This is a genomic window from Chitinibacter sp. GC72 (genome assembly GCF_009760905.1).
Lineage (GTDB): Bacteria > Pseudomonadota > Gammaproteobacteria > Burkholderiales > Chitinibacteraceae > Chitinibacter.
This window is the reverse complement of sequence record NZ_VIRW01000009.1, coordinates 1-13,642: the sequence shown is the minus strand read 5'-3', so window position 1 is coordinate 13,642 and position 13,642 is coordinate 1. Positions and strand designations below refer to the sequence as shown.

19 protein-coding genes are annotated in these 13,642 nt (G+C 52.6%); 15 read left to right on the top strand and 4 right to left on the bottom strand.

Annotation, left to right across the window (positions count from 1 at the left end; all coding sequences use genetic code 11):
- Positions 1–195: 195 nt before the first annotated feature.
- The 5 genes from FLS37_RS09390 (at position 196) to FLS37_RS09370 (ending at position 3,031) form a co-directional block, all read left to right on the top strand.
- Positions 196–1,977, top strand: a complete 1,782-nt coding sequence (locus tag FLS37_RS09390) for a glycoside hydrolase family 18 protein (RefSeq protein WP_157669637.1) — start codon at positions 196–198, stop codon at positions 1,975–1,977.
- 66 nt (positions 1,978–2,043) lie between these two features.
- On the top strand, positions 2,044–2,247 hold the full coding sequence (locus FLS37_RS09385; RefSeq protein WP_157669636.1) for a hypothetical protein: 204 nt from the start codon (positions 2,044–2,046) through the stop codon (positions 2,245–2,247).
- A 69-nt stretch (positions 2,248–2,316) separates the two neighbouring features.
- Positions 2,317–2,547, top strand: a complete 231-nt coding sequence (locus FLS37_RS09380) for a hypothetical protein (protein WP_157669635.1) — start codon at positions 2,317–2,319, stop codon at positions 2,545–2,547.
- A gap of 14 nt (positions 2,548–2,561) precedes the next feature.
- Positions 2,562–2,792 carry a hypothetical protein gene (locus tag FLS37_RS09375; RefSeq protein ID WP_157669634.1) on the top strand — a complete coding sequence of 77 codons (231 nt, stop codon included), beginning with the start codon at positions 2,562–2,564 and terminating at the stop codon, positions 2,790–2,792.
- Positions 2,793–2,794: 2 nt separating this feature from the next.
- Entirely contained in the window at positions 2,795–3,031 is a 237-nt protein-coding gene (locus tag FLS37_RS09370; protein WP_157669633.1) for a hypothetical protein, read from the top strand.
- Positions 3,032–3,227: 196 nt separating this feature from the next.
- Here the strand turns inward: FLS37_RS09370 and FLS37_RS09365 are convergent, their stop codons facing one another.
- Positions 3,228–3,503 (bottom strand): cupin domain-containing protein, encoded by a 276-nt coding sequence (locus FLS37_RS09365; RefSeq protein WP_157669632.1) that lies wholly within the window; start codon positions 3,501–3,503, stop codon positions 3,228–3,230.
- A gap of 133 nt (positions 3,504–3,636) precedes the next feature.
- Between FLS37_RS09365 and FLS37_RS09360 the strand changes: the two genes are divergently transcribed.
- Entirely contained in the window at positions 3,637–3,852 is a 216-nt protein-coding gene (locus tag FLS37_RS09360; RefSeq protein WP_157669631.1) for a bacterioferritin-associated ferredoxin, read from the top strand.
- A gap of 332 nt (positions 3,853–4,184) precedes the next feature.
- Here FLS37_RS09360 and bfr (FLS37_RS09355) read toward each other — a convergent pair whose 3' ends face one another.
- Together bfr (FLS37_RS09355) and bfr (FLS37_RS09350) are read right to left on the bottom strand one after the other, a co-directional pair.
- Positions 4,185–4,655 (bottom strand): bacterioferritin, encoded by a 471-nt coding sequence (gene bfr, locus FLS37_RS09355; protein WP_157669630.1) that lies wholly within the window; start codon positions 4,653–4,655, stop codon positions 4,185–4,187.
- Between the two features lie 27 nt (positions 4,656–4,682).
- Positions 4,683–5,156: a bacterioferritin gene (gene bfr, locus FLS37_RS09350; RefSeq protein WP_157669629.1), complete on the bottom strand. Its 474-nt coding sequence runs from the start codon at positions 5,154–5,156 to the stop codon at positions 4,683–4,685.
- A gap of 296 nt (positions 5,157–5,452) precedes the next feature.
- Here bfr (FLS37_RS09350) and hisN point away from each other — a divergent pair, with 296 nt between their 5' ends.
- The 4 genes from hisN to FLS37_RS09330 all read left to right on the top strand — a co-directional run bounded on the left by hisN (position 5,453) and on the right by FLS37_RS09330 (position 9,073).
- Positions 5,453–6,229: a histidinol-phosphatase gene (hisN, locus tag FLS37_RS09345; protein WP_157669628.1), complete on the top strand. Its 777-nt coding sequence runs from the start codon at positions 5,453–5,455 to the stop codon at positions 6,227–6,229.
- A gap of 392 nt (positions 6,230–6,621) precedes the next feature.
- Positions 6,622–7,455: a sulfurtransferase gene (locus tag FLS37_RS09340; protein ID WP_157669627.1), complete on the top strand. Its 834-nt coding sequence runs from the start codon at positions 6,622–6,624 to the stop codon at positions 7,453–7,455.
- A 116-nt stretch (positions 7,456–7,571) separates the two neighbouring features.
- Complete coding sequence (locus FLS37_RS09335; RefSeq protein WP_157669626.1) at positions 7,572–8,294, top strand: ABC transporter substrate-binding protein; 723 nt, start codon at positions 7,572–7,574, stop codon at positions 8,292–8,294.
- Positions 8,295–8,482: 188 nt separating this feature from the next.
- On the top strand, positions 8,483–9,073 hold the full coding sequence (locus tag FLS37_RS09330) for an acetate uptake transporter (RefSeq protein ID WP_198314560.1): 591 nt from the start codon (positions 8,483–8,485) through the stop codon (positions 9,071–9,073).
- 69 nt (positions 9,074–9,142) lie between these two features.
- Here FLS37_RS09330 and FLS37_RS09325 read toward each other — a convergent pair whose 3' ends face one another.
- A complete protein-coding gene (locus FLS37_RS09325; protein WP_157669625.1) occupies positions 9,143–10,024 on the bottom strand; it encodes a hypothetical protein in 882 nt (293 codons plus the stop codon).
- A 193-nt stretch (positions 10,025–10,217) separates the two neighbouring features.
- On the opposite strand from FLS37_RS09325, the gene FLS37_RS09320 reads away from it, so the two are divergent.
- The 5 genes from FLS37_RS09320 to FLS37_RS09300 all read left to right on the top strand — a co-directional run.
- Positions 10,218–10,823, top strand: coding sequence for a peroxiredoxin (locus FLS37_RS09320; protein WP_157669624.1), 606 nt, complete (start codon positions 10,218–10,220; stop codon positions 10,821–10,823).
- 260 nt (positions 10,824–11,083) lie between these two features.
- Entirely contained in the window at positions 11,084–12,235 is a 1,152-nt protein-coding gene (gene zapE / locus FLS37_RS09315; protein ID WP_157669623.1) for a cell division protein ZapE, read from the top strand.
- A 63-nt stretch (positions 12,236–12,298) separates the two neighbouring features.
- Positions 12,299–12,604, top strand: coding sequence for a DUF1330 domain-containing protein (locus tag FLS37_RS09310; RefSeq protein WP_157669622.1), 306 nt, complete (start codon positions 12,299–12,301; stop codon positions 12,602–12,604).
- Positions 12,605–12,783: 179 nt separating this feature from the next.
- On the top strand, positions 12,784–13,320 hold the full coding sequence (locus tag FLS37_RS09305) for a transglycosylase domain-containing protein (RefSeq protein ID WP_157669621.1): 537 nt from the start codon (positions 12,784–12,786) through the stop codon (positions 13,318–13,320).
- Between the two features lie 141 nt (positions 13,321–13,461).
- Positions 13,462–13,642: hypothetical protein (locus FLS37_RS09300; RefSeq protein ID WP_157315105.1), on the top strand; the 181-nt coding region annotated here is incomplete at its 3' end.

Below are 13,642 nucleotides of genomic sequence, written 5' to 3'. Positions count from 1 at the left end.
TCAGCGCACGAGGAGTAGGGAGCGTGAAGAGCAGCATAAAAAAATCACCTCCCTCTCTGGTGGGCTTGTGCCTGTGGCTACTCGGTAAAACTATGCTCGACATTAGCAATAAATCGGTACTGCCTTCTTCAATTGGAATACCTTGCCTGATTTACAGGCGTTCTGCACTGACTCTCAACCCAGATGGAGATCGACATGAAAAAACTACTATTACCACTACTGATTGCATCTGCATTTGCGCAAGCTGAAACGACACCAACAAATTACGTATTCGCGGAAGATTTTGAAAAGGATTTAAGCCAGTGGATCGGTCAAGGCGGTGAAGATCGGTCGCCAATTTATACGTCCATCGTTGTCGATCCACTCAATCCGGATAATAAAGTTGCTCGATTTGATAAACCGGTGAATGTGGGTGATATTTTTACCCGCAGCAAATTTCCAGCCGGTAAATATAAGGTTTCTTTTGACTATCTGGGCACATGTGGGGGCAACTGTGGCGGAACATTGGGCATTGATGAAGGCCTGCCCGGTCGAAAATACTACTGGATTGCCAGCACCGCTTCTGGCTTTCCTGAGCGGCTGAAAGACACCAAGAAATGGGAGCATTACGAACTCGAATTCAAAGGCAAATTCGATTTCCATTTGAAATGGGAGCAATGGGATTCGGCTAAAGGCGTTGGCAAAGATGCTTACATCGATAATGTGAAGTTGACCTTGCTGGAGGCGGCTAAACCCAGTGAGGCAAAAGAAGCCAAAGTAGTGCCGATTACCGCTGGCGTTGCTGGCCCATCTACACCTCAATCGGTGATGTACTTTACCGCGTGGGGTAAACACAGTGGTTTCAATGTTAAAAACCTCGATATCAGCGGCGCGGCCAGCAAAATCACCGTGCTTGAGTATGCTTTTGGCAATGTCAAAGACAACCGCTGCGTGATCGGCGTAGATAAAAAAGGCGAGGGTGCGGCTGGTGACGACTACTGGGACGCATTGCCTAAAGAGGCGACTTTGGATGGATTGCCCGATGAAGGCGACAACGGCATATTTGGCCACTGGAATCAGCTTAAGCAGTTGAAGAAAAAAAATCCGAACCTCAAAGTGGTCATCAGCCTTGGCGGTTGGACGTGGTCTAAATATTTCTCTGACGCAGCGCTGCCTGCCAATCGCGAAGCTTTCGTCAAATCATGTGTTGATGCCTACATCAAAGGCAATGTGCCCAACAAAGAAGGCAAGATCATCCCTGGTCTTGCCGCCGGTGTGTTTGATGGTTTTGACATCGATTGGGAATACCCAGCCTCTCCGGGCAATGCAGGTAACATCGTGCGCGAAGAAGACACGCAAAATTACACTGCGCTGTTGGCCGAATTTCGTAAACAAATCGATGCCGTAAAACCGGGCTTGCTGCTGACGATTGCCGCGCCTGCCTCGTCGTCCAAATCGGAAAAAATCGAGCTAGAAAAAATCATTCCATACCTCAATTGGATCAATCTGATGGCCTATGACTTCACTGGCCCATGGTCTGGTACGACGGGGCATCATGCCGTTCTGAATGGCGGGGCCAAAGATCGTGTTTCGGTCGATGGCTCGGTCGATGACTATTTAGCGCGTGGTATTCCAGCCAACAAACTCATATTGGGCGTACCGTTTTATGGCTATGGCTGGAAAGTGAACAGCCTAGAAAACAACGGCCTTTACCAGCCGAGCCTGGCTGCTGTCAAAGGCCCCGATGGTGAATCAACGCTGAAATATCACTATGTCAAAAACCTGCCGGGCAAGGTATTCCGTGATGAGAAAACGCGTGCGGTTTGGAAAGTGAATGGCAACGATGTCATTGTTTATGACGATGTTCAATTACTGAAAGAAAAAATTGAATTCGCCAAAAAGAAAAAACTCGGTGGGATGATGGCCTGGGAGTTATCTCAAGACACGACTGGTGCTGAATTGGTTAACACCATCTACGAGAACTTGATTAAAAAATAGTCCACACCAACCCTGCCCAATATGCGGCAGGGTGTGCAAAATCAAAAAAATGAGTCGAGACCCAACATGAAATTATCCAAAAACCTATTTGCTACCGTATTGATGGGCTTATCAATAGCAGCATTGGCCAATGAAGCGACAATCAGTACGATGGATAACGTCGGCTCTAGCATCAAGGTCAATTGCAATAGCAACCCTAAAGCCTTGAAAAGTGCGCTCGAGCGCCGCGTTCGTGATGTAGAGAAACAGCGTTTTGTGATCACTGGCTAATGCCATGGCCCGCTCGTCATTGAGCGTAATGGCGTAGAAATCAGCGGTAACTCGTGTCAAAATGCTCGTTTGCGTGTGATACAAAACGGCATTGAAGATGCCGCGATTGTGGTGCTCTCAGCCACTGTGAAGCTGATCAACTTCAATATTACCGTGCCTGGCGGCGTGAGCGCAGTCAAGGCCAAAGCCAATGCGATTGTTTATCTCAATGAATCACGACGGATACGAAAAGCGACTGGAATGCCCCGCGCGCCCAGTTTATCGCCACTGACAGCAGCAGCTTATTCCTCGCCAATTTGAAAGGCGCGGAGGTTTTGGTTATCGGCGCTTCGTCGGCCGATTTTGAAGCGGGCAATTCGGCACTTGAGCTTGATGTGCGTGACACATCGGCAGCCAAATCAAGCGGCACTGGCAATCATTTCAAACGGGTGCAACTCTCGGCCAATGCCTATTTGCTGGCAGATTTCAGGCGCGTATTGATGCGCTGGGCATCAGGGGCAAATCTTCTGCTGAAATCACGCGCCAAAGCACTGTGGGCAATCTAGGTATGGGCGGGCAAACTCTATTTGCCGCCTACGCTAAATCCACCGTCACTGGACCGTATGGGATTTATGGGAATGTGGTGTTTGAACTGAATGAACCTAGCGCCAAATGCTGGCCTAAACTCGATAAGCCGCACTCATTGTTTGTCGGTAATAATGCCACGGTCAATGGCATGCTCTACCCAAGCTGGAGCTGGATTGGCCAAGCTGAAAACGACACTGACCCGGTTTGTGCGAAATAAAGCATCCTTTATTTCGCACTCAAAGCCGTGCACGCCTTGCGAGAGGATTGCACGGCTTTTTGCTATAAGACATGGCACGATGAAGATCTGGTGCAGGTCTCTCGCGTTGCCGCGATGAGTGTTTAAGGCCAAGTAGCCAGTGCCTGAGGCGGGCACTGGATGCTTTTCAAGCCTAGCCGCTTGACATCAGGGGGCTTTAGTTAAATTGATAGTGCTTACGCAACGGCGCAGTAATCTGCCATGTGCAGCTCATTCCGGCCGGAAAAGTCGCCAGATCCCCGGCATAAATCGTGACCGGCTCACCACCGCTCGGCGTCACAATCACTTCCCCTTCGATTAGCAAACAGATTTCGCTGCAGTTATACGTCCATGGAAAAGTGGAGACCTCTTTTTCCCAGACAGGCCAGCGCTTGATGCCCAGCTCGGTTTGGCGCTCGGCGCTGATAGCGCGTTCAATGTGAATAAGGTGCATGGGATAGTCCTGATAGTTTTTGCTGATGATGCCCATAGTTTACTTGACCGTTTATCGCTGATGGTGAGTTGACGCTTGTCAGTGCCGGTGATTTTGAAGATAATGAGAACGGATATTAATTAGGTTCTCAGTCATGATTGTTTGTGTTTGCAATAATGTGAGCGATAAAGCGATTCGTAAAGCCGTCGAGCAAGATGGCGTGCGCACTTACATTCAGCTGCAGCGCACCACGCAAACCGGTACTTGCTGCGGTAAATGCAGCAGCTGCGCCAAGCAGGTATTGAAAGAATCAGTTGAAGCCTACGAAGAGAAAATGCTGGCCGATTTGCAGGATCTGGCTTTTGCCTGAAGCACATTGTCGCAAGCACCCACCCGCCACGGCGGGTTTTTTTACGCCCGTAGCTAGGTTCTGTTGATGTTTGGTTTACGGTCGCGAAAAGCGACCAGCCCTGCGGGTTTGGCTGTTTTTGGTCTAACACTGCGTTGCAAAACCTTTTCATAGAATGACTATGTAGCAGGCTTTGCGCCTTGTGTCAGGCCAAAACCAGCACAAACGCGACTCGCAAACCAAACGTCAACAGAGCCTAGGGCGCGGGCAGCAAAAAGCCCGGGCGAACCCGGGCTGGGAGCGACGGTCGGGCCGGGCTTGCCCGGCAAATCGGCCGTGCCTACCTGAAATACTCAGGATGCCTGCGATTGCAGATAGTTGGGCAGACCAATGGCCTTGATCAAATGCAATTGCTGTTCCAGCCAGTGGGCGTGGTCCTGTTCGGTGTCTTCCAGCAGCGTCATCAGCATTTCGCGGGTGACGTAATCTTGCTCTTTTTCGCAAATGGCGATCACTTTTTTCAGCGCTGCGGCAACTTCGTATTCGGTTTGCAGATCGAATTCGAGCATTTCCTTTACATCCTTGCCGACGCGCAATGGCGTGCGGGCAGCGACATTCGGGATGCCTTCCAGAAACAGAATCCGCGCAATCAGCAGCGTGGAATGGCCGATTTCATCCTGGCGCTCGTGGTCGATGCGCTCATACAGCTTGCTATAGCCCCAGTTGTGGTACATCTGGCTATGAACAAAATACTGGTCGACTGAAGTCAGCTCGGCCGCGAGCAATTCGGACAGCGCGGCAATGACTTTATTACTTCCTTTCATGATCATCTCTCCTTGAATGGCACCGGCTTATGCGGAAAAGGCTTGCGATTGCAGGTAATTGGCCAGGCTCATTTCCTTGATCAGCGTGTGCTGCGTTTCCAGCCAGTCAACGTATTCTTCTTCGTCTTCCAGAATCTCGGCCAGCAGATCGCGGCTGACATAATCCTGTGTGTCTTCGCAGATCTTGATTGCGGCGCGTACTTGATCGAGAAATGCGCTGAATAGTTTCAGATCACAGCCCAGCATTTCCGGTACGTCTTCGCCGATCAGCAATTTGCCCAGATCTTGCAGATTGGGCAGGCCTTCCAGAAACAGCACGCGCTCGATCAGCTTGTCGGCGCGTTTCATGGCATCAATGGATTCGTGATACGCCTTGTCGTTCAGGCCTTTAAAGCCCCAGTTGCGGTACATGCGGGCATGCAGAAAGGTCTGGTTGATTGCGATCAGCTCGTTGGCCAGAACGCCATTGAGTGCCTTGATGACTTTTTTATCGCCTTGCATCGTGATTTCTCCTTGCTGGTTTGCCCAGTCTTGGGAAGTGGGCGGCTGGTATTGGCCGCAGTGATTGTTTAAAAGTGTACGCTTTTAGTCGGATATTTCAAATGAAAATTTCAAGCTAAGTAATTGAATAGAAATATAAATATAAATAAAAACAATTCTCAAACCATTCAAGCCTTTGTTTTAAAACGCCGATGGCCAGTTAGCTTGCTGCGCAAGCCATCGTGAAAATAGGGGGCTGCATATTAACTGACATAAAAAGCTCGTAAAATACGCTGATTATTTTTTGGAGTAATTCCGTGATTGCCAGCCCAGAACAGATTGCCTTTGCCAAAAAACTTGCCGATGCCAGCGCGGCGGTGATTCGTCCGTATTATCGCAGCGGTCTGGCGATCGATGACAAATCCGACGATAGCCCGGTGACGCAGGCCGACCGTGAAGCCGAGCTGGCGATGCGCGCACTGATTAACGCCGAGCGGCCAGCAGACGGCATTATTGGCGAGGAATTCGGCGCCGAGCGCGATGATGCAGACTGGGTCTGGGTGCTCGATCCGGTTGACGGCACCAAGGCTTTTATCACTGGCCGCCCGCTGTTTGTGACGCTGATCGGCTTGCTCTACAAAGGCGTGCCGGTGCTGGGCGTGATTAACCAGCCGATTGCCAACGAGCGCTGGGTGGGCGTGGTGGGGCAGGGTTGCACGCTGAATGATGCGCCGGTGAGCATTAGCCAGATTAGCGATTTTGCCCGCGCACGCATTGGCACAACCGGGCCGCAATATTTTAGCGAGGCGGGGCGCAGTGCCTTTATGCAATTGCAGCAAGGCGGGCGCTTTACTGTGTACGGCGGCGATGGCTATCAGTATGCGCTGGTGGCCACGGGCGGGCTGGATCTGGTGATTGAAGAAGGCCTGAAGTTGCACGACTTTGCCGCAGTTGCTCCGGTGGTGATTGCCGCAGGCGGTATTATGACCGACTGGCAAGGCGCAGCCTTGACCCGCCAGAGCGCTGGCCGGGTAATTGCTGCAGCTACTTCCCAGGTGTATCAGGCTGCACTGAATGCTATGAGCGCTGTGTAGCGCTATACCCCTGAATGTGAGGCAATGTTCTCAACTTGTGTTGATCGCTTTTAGCGCCTTCGGCGCGATGTTTTTCAGTCGCAATCCGCGACGGGGACTCACTTTTCTTGCTCCGCCAAGAAAAGTAAGTAAAAGAAGGCGGCCCTCCGGGCTTCCCTCGGTCGGTCGCGAGCCAAACGGTAAAGCTGTTTGTCTCGCTCCACTTCCTCGGCGATGGGCGAAAGGGGGTTTAAAGCCCTAGATGCACCAGCGAGCCTCGGATCAACACGTATTGAGAACATCGCTGTTTGTGATTGGCCGTATTCTGCGGCTTTCGTGCTGCTGCCGTGGCTCTGCTCACGCAATAACGCAGCATCACCACTGCCTGTGAGACTTAAACAATGGAGAAGGGAATGGGTGTATTGATTGAAGTGGCCCAAGTACAGGCGCTGCTGGGGCAGGCCGATGTGGTGCTCATCGATTGTCGGCACGAGCTGGCGAATCCCGACGCGGGCCGGGCTGCGTATTTGCAGAGCCATTTGCCCGGTGCGCATTTTATTTCGCTTGATGATGATCTCTCTGGCCTTAAAACCGGGCGCAATGGCCGCCATCCCTTGCCCAATCCGGCGACGCTGGCGCTGAAACTGGGTGGTTTGGGCATTGGCCCGACGACGCGCGTGATTGCTTATGACGCCAGTGGCGGCCCATTTGCCGCTCGGCTATGGTGGTTGCTGCGTTGGCTGGGGCATGACCAGGTGCAGGTGCTCAATGGCGGCTGGGGCGCTTGGCTGGCCGCAGGTGGTGAGCTGGAACATCGCATTGCGGCAATTGAGCCGCAGCACCTGCCGGTGCAATTGCAGCCGCACCTGGCGGTGGGCGTTGAAGAGGTTGAGGCCAATCTGGCGCAGCCGCAATTCCAGCTGGTCGATGCCCGCTCGGCCGAGCGCTTTGTCGGCATCGGCGAGACGCTGGACCCCGTTGGTGGTCATATTCCGGGCGCAGCCAATCGTTTCTTTATGGATAATCTGAGCGATGGCCGCTTTAAATCAGCCGAACAATTGCAGCAGGAGTGGGGGGTATTACTCGGTGAGTTAAGCCCAGAGCTGCTTGTACACCAATGCGGTAGTGGGGTAACGGCGTGCCATAATCTGCTGGCGCTGGAAAGTGCCGGCCTGACTGGCGGACGGCTCTACCCCGGATCGTGGAGCGAATGGTGCAGCGATCCGCGCCGCGCGCTGGCAGTGTAAAAGCCTTGCCCGCTGATTTAGCTATCGTACATGCTCCGCATCGCTCACATTGAACTGCTTCCAAGCTCGGTTTGGCGCTATAAATCAGAAAGCGATCAATGCAATCCGGGGTGTTTATGTTGCGAATCTGGGTGGGTTTAGGAGCCTTTCTGTGCTCGGTGGCGGTGTGGGCCGGGCAGACGCTGAATGTGGGCTATTTCGATTTGCCGCCGCACGCCCAGTTCCGCCAGGGCCAGCATACCGGCGCGGCGCTGGCCTACTTTGATCTGATTGCCAGGCAGATGGGCGTGAGCAAAGTGGTTTATACCCAGCTGCCCTTATCGCGTTTACTACAAGATCAGAAGATTGACCTGATTCTCTATCTGGGCAAATCTCCCGAGCGCGAAAAACAGCTGCGTTTTAGCCGCCAGCCCTGGCTAAAAATGCAGGGAACGCTGACAGTGAAGGCCTCAGGCCCCATCCAGCGCATTCGCTCCCGTGATGATCTGGCGGGGCTTAGTATCGGCGTTTGGCAAGATGGCTATCGCTCGCCGCTGATTACGCAGTCCAGCGCGCAGCTGGATCTGATGGCGGGTGATGGCATTGTGGCGCGCAGTTTGCAAAAGGTGGCGCTGGGGCGAATGAACGCTTTTTATAGCCCGGAAGCCCTATCGGTTCAGCGGGAAATACAGCGGCTAGGGCTGGGTGAGCAGTTGCGGATGATTAATCTGCCTGAGCCTGCCGTTGAGCTGTGCGCCGCTTTTCGTCCTACAGCGGCGCACTATTTGCCACGCTATGAAGCCGCGGTGGCCAAAATGGCTCGCACGCTGCCGTATTCGCAGTTTCTTCGCACGCGGTAATGGTGGCTTGACAATATTTAAGGCCGGCAATCTCTTTGCTGCAAGCTTGTTAAGCCCAGTATTGATATGAAGCAGCTTGCGCGTGTAAATATGCCCTTGCGGGCTGAAATATTGATCCGCGCCAAGTGCGACTAAGGGTTTTGCAGTATAGAATGCCGCTCCTTTTTCAGTTTTGCCAAGGACGCAATATGTCTGCTGCCACCACGCTCACCCTGCAAGATCAATCTGCCAACCCTGCGCCACTGGGCCTGATGGGCTTTGGTATGACCACTGTCCTACTCAATCTGCATAATGCCGGCTTGTTCGAGCTCAATGCCATGATCTTGGCGATGGGGATTTTTTACGGTGGTTTGGCCCAGGTGATTGCCGGCGTGCTGGAGTCGAAGAAAAACAATACCTTCGGGATGACGGCATTTACGTCGTATGGCATGTTCTGGTTGACGCTAGTGGCGCTGATTGTATTCCCGCAATGGGGTATTGCCCCAAAAGCCAGTGAATCCGCTATGGGCTGGTATTTACTGATGTGGGGTATTTTTACGGCCTTTCTGTTTGTTGGCACTTTGCGCATGAATTTCATTACCCAGTTTATTTTTGGCTCGCTCACGCTGCTGTTTGCCTTGCTGGCCATTGGCGATTTCACTGGCAGTGCGGCGATTAAAACGATTGCCGGTTACGAAGGCATTATCTGCGGCGCAGCAGCGATTTACTCGGCGATGGGGCAGATTCTGAACGAGATTTATGGCCGCGAAGTATTGCCGCTGGGTGGTTCTAGCCATTAAGTGAGATTGGCTGCATGGATGTAAAAACCCGCCAGATTGTGGCGGGTTTTTTTCGGCTAAAGTGCAGGATTAGTTGAGCCGGTTCCAGGTTTTGGTGGCGTTATTGAAAAAGCCCGAGTCGCGGTAGGCTTTGTCGATCAGGCCTTTTTCGCGCAGCTTTTCCAGCCCCGCGTTTAATTGCTTAGCCGCTTGCGCGCCGTTCGGATCAGCTTTGCTCACCAGAAAGTGGCGGCTGCCTTGCAGGCCGACTTTCACATTCTGGATGGGCACCAGTTTCTTGCCGCCGACATCCATCGACAAGTCCGGCGTTGGCTGAAACGGTGCCAGCAGAACATCGGCGCGTTTTTTATTCAGCATGCCCACCATCGAATCCCAGCTCTGGGTTTTGAGCAGATTGGCAAACTTCAGGCTTTCCAGCGTGGCCACATCGGGCTTCCAGCTTTCGGCCACCACGGCGGTGAGCTTTTGCAGATCGGGCAGGGTACGGGTGAGCCGGGCGTCGGCATTATCAGCAGTGGTGTAAAAGCCAGCTTCAAACTCGCCTTGCCGGATCACCGGCTCGGAAATATGCACTTTGTCGGCCAGCGGTTTCAGATCGATCAGCCAGGCGCTATTGCCGCCCATGGTGGCGCTGCCGGTGGTGATTTCCTTGATAAAGCGGCTGTACGAATCGCTGCTATTGTCGACTTTAACAATCTTGATCGGCAATTCATTGCCGCCAGCCTTGAGTGCCTGCTGCACCAGCACCAGCTCGACCACATCACGCCGCGAGCCGGGGCCGCCGTACTGGGTAAGCGTGAGCGGATCACGCTGGCCGATGAATTTCTGGTAATCATTAAATACGTCTTGCTGGGTCAGAATGGTAATGACTTTTTCGCTGGCCATGCTGTGACCCGATAGCGCCAATGCGCCAAAGGTCATGGAGAGCGCGAATTGTGAAATGAAGCGCATGGTGGTTTCCTCGAAAAGTCGCAGTGGTTTGATCATGGCAAGTTGTAAGCAAAAAGGCAATGGCTGTTTTACCGCATTCAAAAGCTGTGACAAAATCGGCCAATTAGCGCATCAGGCCGACTTGATTTTAAAAGCCCATGCCCTGATATACAGCAAATCATCCTGTTTTAATTAACCCACTAGGAGCATCTCCATGGCTGTACTCGTTGCTAAACAAGCCCCTGATTTTACCGCTGCTGCCGTACTTGGCTCAGGCGAGATCGTTGATAGCTACAACCTGAAAGCGGCTACCGCTGGCAAATACGCGGTGATTTTCTTCTACCCGCTGGACTTCACTTTTGTTTGCCCATCAGAGCTGATCGCTTTTGACAACCGTCTGGCCGAATTCAAAGCGCGCAACGTTGAAGTGATCGGCGTATCAATCGACAGCCAGTTCACGCACGCTGCATGGCGCAACACGCCAGTAGAAAAAGGCGGTATCGGCCAAGTGGGTTACACCCTGGTTGCCGACGTTAAACACGAAATCTGCCAGGCTTACGACGTTGAATTGTCTGATGCAGGCGTTGCGCTGCGCGGCTCTTTCCTGATCGACAAAAACGGCGTGGTACAACACCAAGTGGTGAACAATCTGCCGCTGGGTCGTGATATCGACGAAATGCTGCGCGTGATCGACGCACTGCAATTTACCGAAGAGCACGGCGAAGTGTGTCCAGCTGGCTGGAACAAAGGTAAAAAAGGCATGAAAGCCGATGCATCTGGCGTTGCAAGCTACTTGGCTGAACACGCAGAAGCGCTGTAATTCGCTGGGTTTCACTGGCGAATAAAGGAAAAGCCCCGTTCGCGGGGCTTTTTTGCGGCGGCAAGATATGTACATCCGCCAAGACGTGTAAATCAGTAATAAGGTGGTGTTGATGGCCGCCTAATATTTTGTTCCCACGCCCCCCGCCCTCTCCCCGCAAGGGTGCCTCACTGCGTGAGTGATGGATTGCCCTGTGATTCACAGGGCTTTTTTTTCGAGTTAACTCTATAATCGCGCAACTTGAATTGCCGGATTAATCTATGTCGCAACATGTTATTGCCCCGCCACAATCAGGCGTCAGCCCGCTGGTCTGGTATCGCTCGCTGCAGTCGCAAGATGGATTTATCGCCGATGAATCGCAAGCGGCCGCCATCGGGCAGCTGGAAAAACTGTGGCAGGCGCTGATGGTGTTCAAGCAAAAACGCAATCGCCTGTTTGGTAAAACGCTATTGCCCACGCCCGATTTGCCGCGTGGCCTGTATTTCTGGGGTGGCGTTGGCCGGGGCAAAAGTTTTCTGATGGATGCCTTTTACGCCGGGCTGCCGTACAAACGCAAAAAGCGTCTGCATTTTCACCATTTCATGCAGGAAGTCCACCGCGAGCTGCGCGCCCAGCAGGGCAGCGACGATCCGTTGGCCAAAGTGGCCGATAAATGGGCGAAAGCCGTGCGTGTACTGTGTTTCGACGAATTTCATGTTTCCGATATTGCCGATGCGATGATTCTGGGCCGACTGATGGAGCAATTGTTCAATCGCGGTGTGGTGCTGGTGACGACGTCGAACTATGCGCCCGACGGCCTGTACCCCAATGGCCTGCAGCGCGCCAACTTTCTGCCAACGATTGAATTGCTCAAAGCCAAGCTGGACGTGCTCAATGTCGATGGCGGGCAGGATTTCCGCCTGCGCACGCTCACCGCCGCGCGCACCTATCTGCAGCCGAATAACGAAGCGACGATGGCCGAAATGGCCGAGCTGTTTGGCAAAATGGCCACCGGCAATGATCAGGATTCGCATGTCATCATCGAAGGGCGCAAGGTCAAAGCGCGTCGCCGCGCCGGTGGCGCAATCTGGTTCGATTTTGCCGTGCTGTGCGGCGATGGGCGCGGTCAGGCCGATTATCTGGCGCTGGCGCAGGAATATCACAGCGTTTTCCTCTCCGGCCTGCCCAAGCTTAAACCCGAGCAAAGCAATCTGGCGCGCCGATTTACCTGGCTGGTCGACGTGTTTTACGATCACCGCGTCAAGCTGATCATCGCTGCCGACGTGCCGGTGGAAGAGGTGTATGTCTCTGGCCTACAAGCGAGCGAATTTTTCCGCACCGCCAGCCGCCTGACCGAGATGCAATCAAAAGAATACCTGGCGCTGGCGCACCAGAGCGTCGAGCAGGAACAGGCCGGGCTGATCGAAACCTGATTGTCCGAGCATCGCTGACTTTGTGGTATGGTTTTGCTTCCAATTCATATCAGGGAGCACACCATGGCCAAAGGCTACTGGATCGTCCGGCTCGACATCACCCAGCTTGAGCCTTTTCAAGCCTATATCACCGCTAATGCTGCGGCGCTTGCCCAATACGGTGGTAGGTATCTGGCTAGAGCGGGCAGCTACACTGTGCCAGAAGGCAATACCCTCACTAGAAACACTATCGTCGAATTTCCCAGCTACCAATCCGCCGTCGACTGCTACCACTCCGCCCTATACCAATCCGCAAAAACACTACGCGACGGCGCATGCGAGATTGATTTGGTGATTGTGGAAGGGTACGACGGCGCGCAGCCGGGGTGATTTGGCTGAGGTTGGCCAGAAACGGACAGTCAGTAACCGTATAATCGATAGCAGGTTTACACCGAATTTCGGACAGCCCCCCGATTAGCGTAGCGTAATCGGAGAAATGACTTGCGTACGATTACGCTGCGCTAATCGTATCTACTACTAGGTGCTTAACTCGAATATTGGACATTACCATGCAACGTTTATTGCGTCGGTTGGCGATCTCAATTGTTGTACTGATAGGTTGTATCTGTCTGGCGACCTTGGTATTCGACATCTTGATGGTTAGACCCGTTGTGCTCCACATTGAACGTACCCTAAGCGAAGCAAAACCAAGTGAGCGCAAGCCACCTAAAATCGTCACGGACATGGTTCGAAAAGCTTACGGCTCACGCCTCATATACGCTGTAATCCGAAATGCGTTATCTGCTTCAAACCAAGTCAAAGAAATGAAAACAATGCATCGCCAGCTTACCGAATTCTGCGTTGGCATATTGTTGCCACTGCATCTTTCAGACGCTGAAATAGAAAGTTTTTATATTTCAACGGCCTATATAGGAAATCGAATTTATGGCTTTTCTCTTGCGTCCGAGCACTACTTTGGTACTCCATTAGAGCGTATCAGCATGATTCAAGCCGCTAGGCTGCTTGCTATCACCCATGCACCATCAGCATACTTGGCCAATCCAGAGGGCTTAGAACGCCGAGTACAATACCTTTTGTCTCTGTAGTGTTATTTCTCCGATTACGCTGCGCTCATCGTACCTACTCCCTGCTTCGGGTACTTTAGCGACCCAAGACCTCGTAAGTAGTTCCTTGCAACTAATTGGAATGAATTTTGCTTCAAAATAGGCTCTTCATAGGAGCCAAGCTTGAAACGTAATCTTTTAGGTCAACCACTCACGCCCGATGAAATCGTCATGTTAGAGAGCATGGCGCAACAGCATCATCACGCCAATTTTCGCCCACGCGCCTTGGGTTTATTGGCTTTGCACGAAGGAGAGTCGCCCAAGACCGTGAGCAAAATATTACGCATGAGCGAACAAATGGTTT

What these genes read in the sequence shown, in the direction of transcription:
- FLS37_RS09390 (WP_157669637.1), top strand. Translation starts at nt 196, where the DNA reads ATGAAAAAACTACTATTACCACTACTGATTGCATCTGCATTTGCGCAA.
- FLS37_RS09385 (WP_157669636.1), top strand. Translation starts at nt 2,044, where the DNA reads ATGAAATTATCCAAAAACCTATTTGCTACCGTATTGATGGGCTTATCA.
- FLS37_RS09370 (WP_157669633.1), top strand. Translation starts at nt 2,795, where the DNA reads ATGGGCGGGCAAACTCTATTTGCCGCCTACGCTAAATCCACCGTCACT.
- FLS37_RS09365 (WP_157669632.1), bottom strand. Translation starts at nt 3,503, where the DNA reads ATGCACCTTATTCACATTGAACGCGCTATCAGCGCCGAGCGCCAAACC.
- FLS37_RS09360 (WP_157669631.1), top strand. Translation starts at nt 3,637, where the DNA reads ATGATTGTTTGTGTTTGCAATAATGTGAGCGATAAAGCGATTCGTAAA.
- bfr (WP_157669630.1), bottom strand. Translation starts at nt 4,655, where the DNA reads ATGAAAGGAAGTAATAAAGTCATTGCCGCGCTGTCCGAATTGCTCGCG.
- bfr (WP_157669629.1), bottom strand. Translation starts at nt 5,156, where the DNA reads ATGCAAGGCGATAAAAAAGTCATCAAGGCACTCAATGGCGTTCTGGCC.
- FLS37_RS09340 (WP_157669627.1), top strand. Translation starts at nt 6,622, where the DNA reads ATGGGTGTATTGATTGAAGTGGCCCAAGTACAGGCGCTGCTGGGGCAG.
- FLS37_RS09335 (WP_157669626.1), top strand. Translation starts at nt 7,572, where the DNA reads ATGTTGCGAATCTGGGTGGGTTTAGGAGCCTTTCTGTGCTCGGTGGCG.
- FLS37_RS09330 (WP_198314560.1), top strand. Translation starts at nt 8,483, where the DNA reads ATGTCTGCTGCCACCACGCTCACCCTGCAAGATCAATCTGCCAACCCT.
- FLS37_RS09325 (WP_157669625.1), bottom strand. Translation starts at nt 10,024, where the DNA reads ATGCGCTTCATTTCACAATTCGCGCTCTCCATGACCTTTGGCGCATTG.
- FLS37_RS09320 (WP_157669624.1), top strand. Translation starts at nt 10,218, where the DNA reads ATGGCTGTACTCGTTGCTAAACAAGCCCCTGATTTTACCGCTGCTGCC.
- zapE (WP_157669623.1), top strand. Translation starts at nt 11,084, where the DNA reads ATGTCGCAACATGTTATTGCCCCGCCACAATCAGGCGTCAGCCCGCTG.
- FLS37_RS09310 (WP_157669622.1), top strand. Translation starts at nt 12,299, where the DNA reads ATGGCCAAAGGCTACTGGATCGTCCGGCTCGACATCACCCAGCTTGAG.
- FLS37_RS09305 (WP_157669621.1), top strand. Translation starts at nt 12,784, where the DNA reads ATGCAACGTTTATTGCGTCGGTTGGCGATCTCAATTGTTGTACTGATA.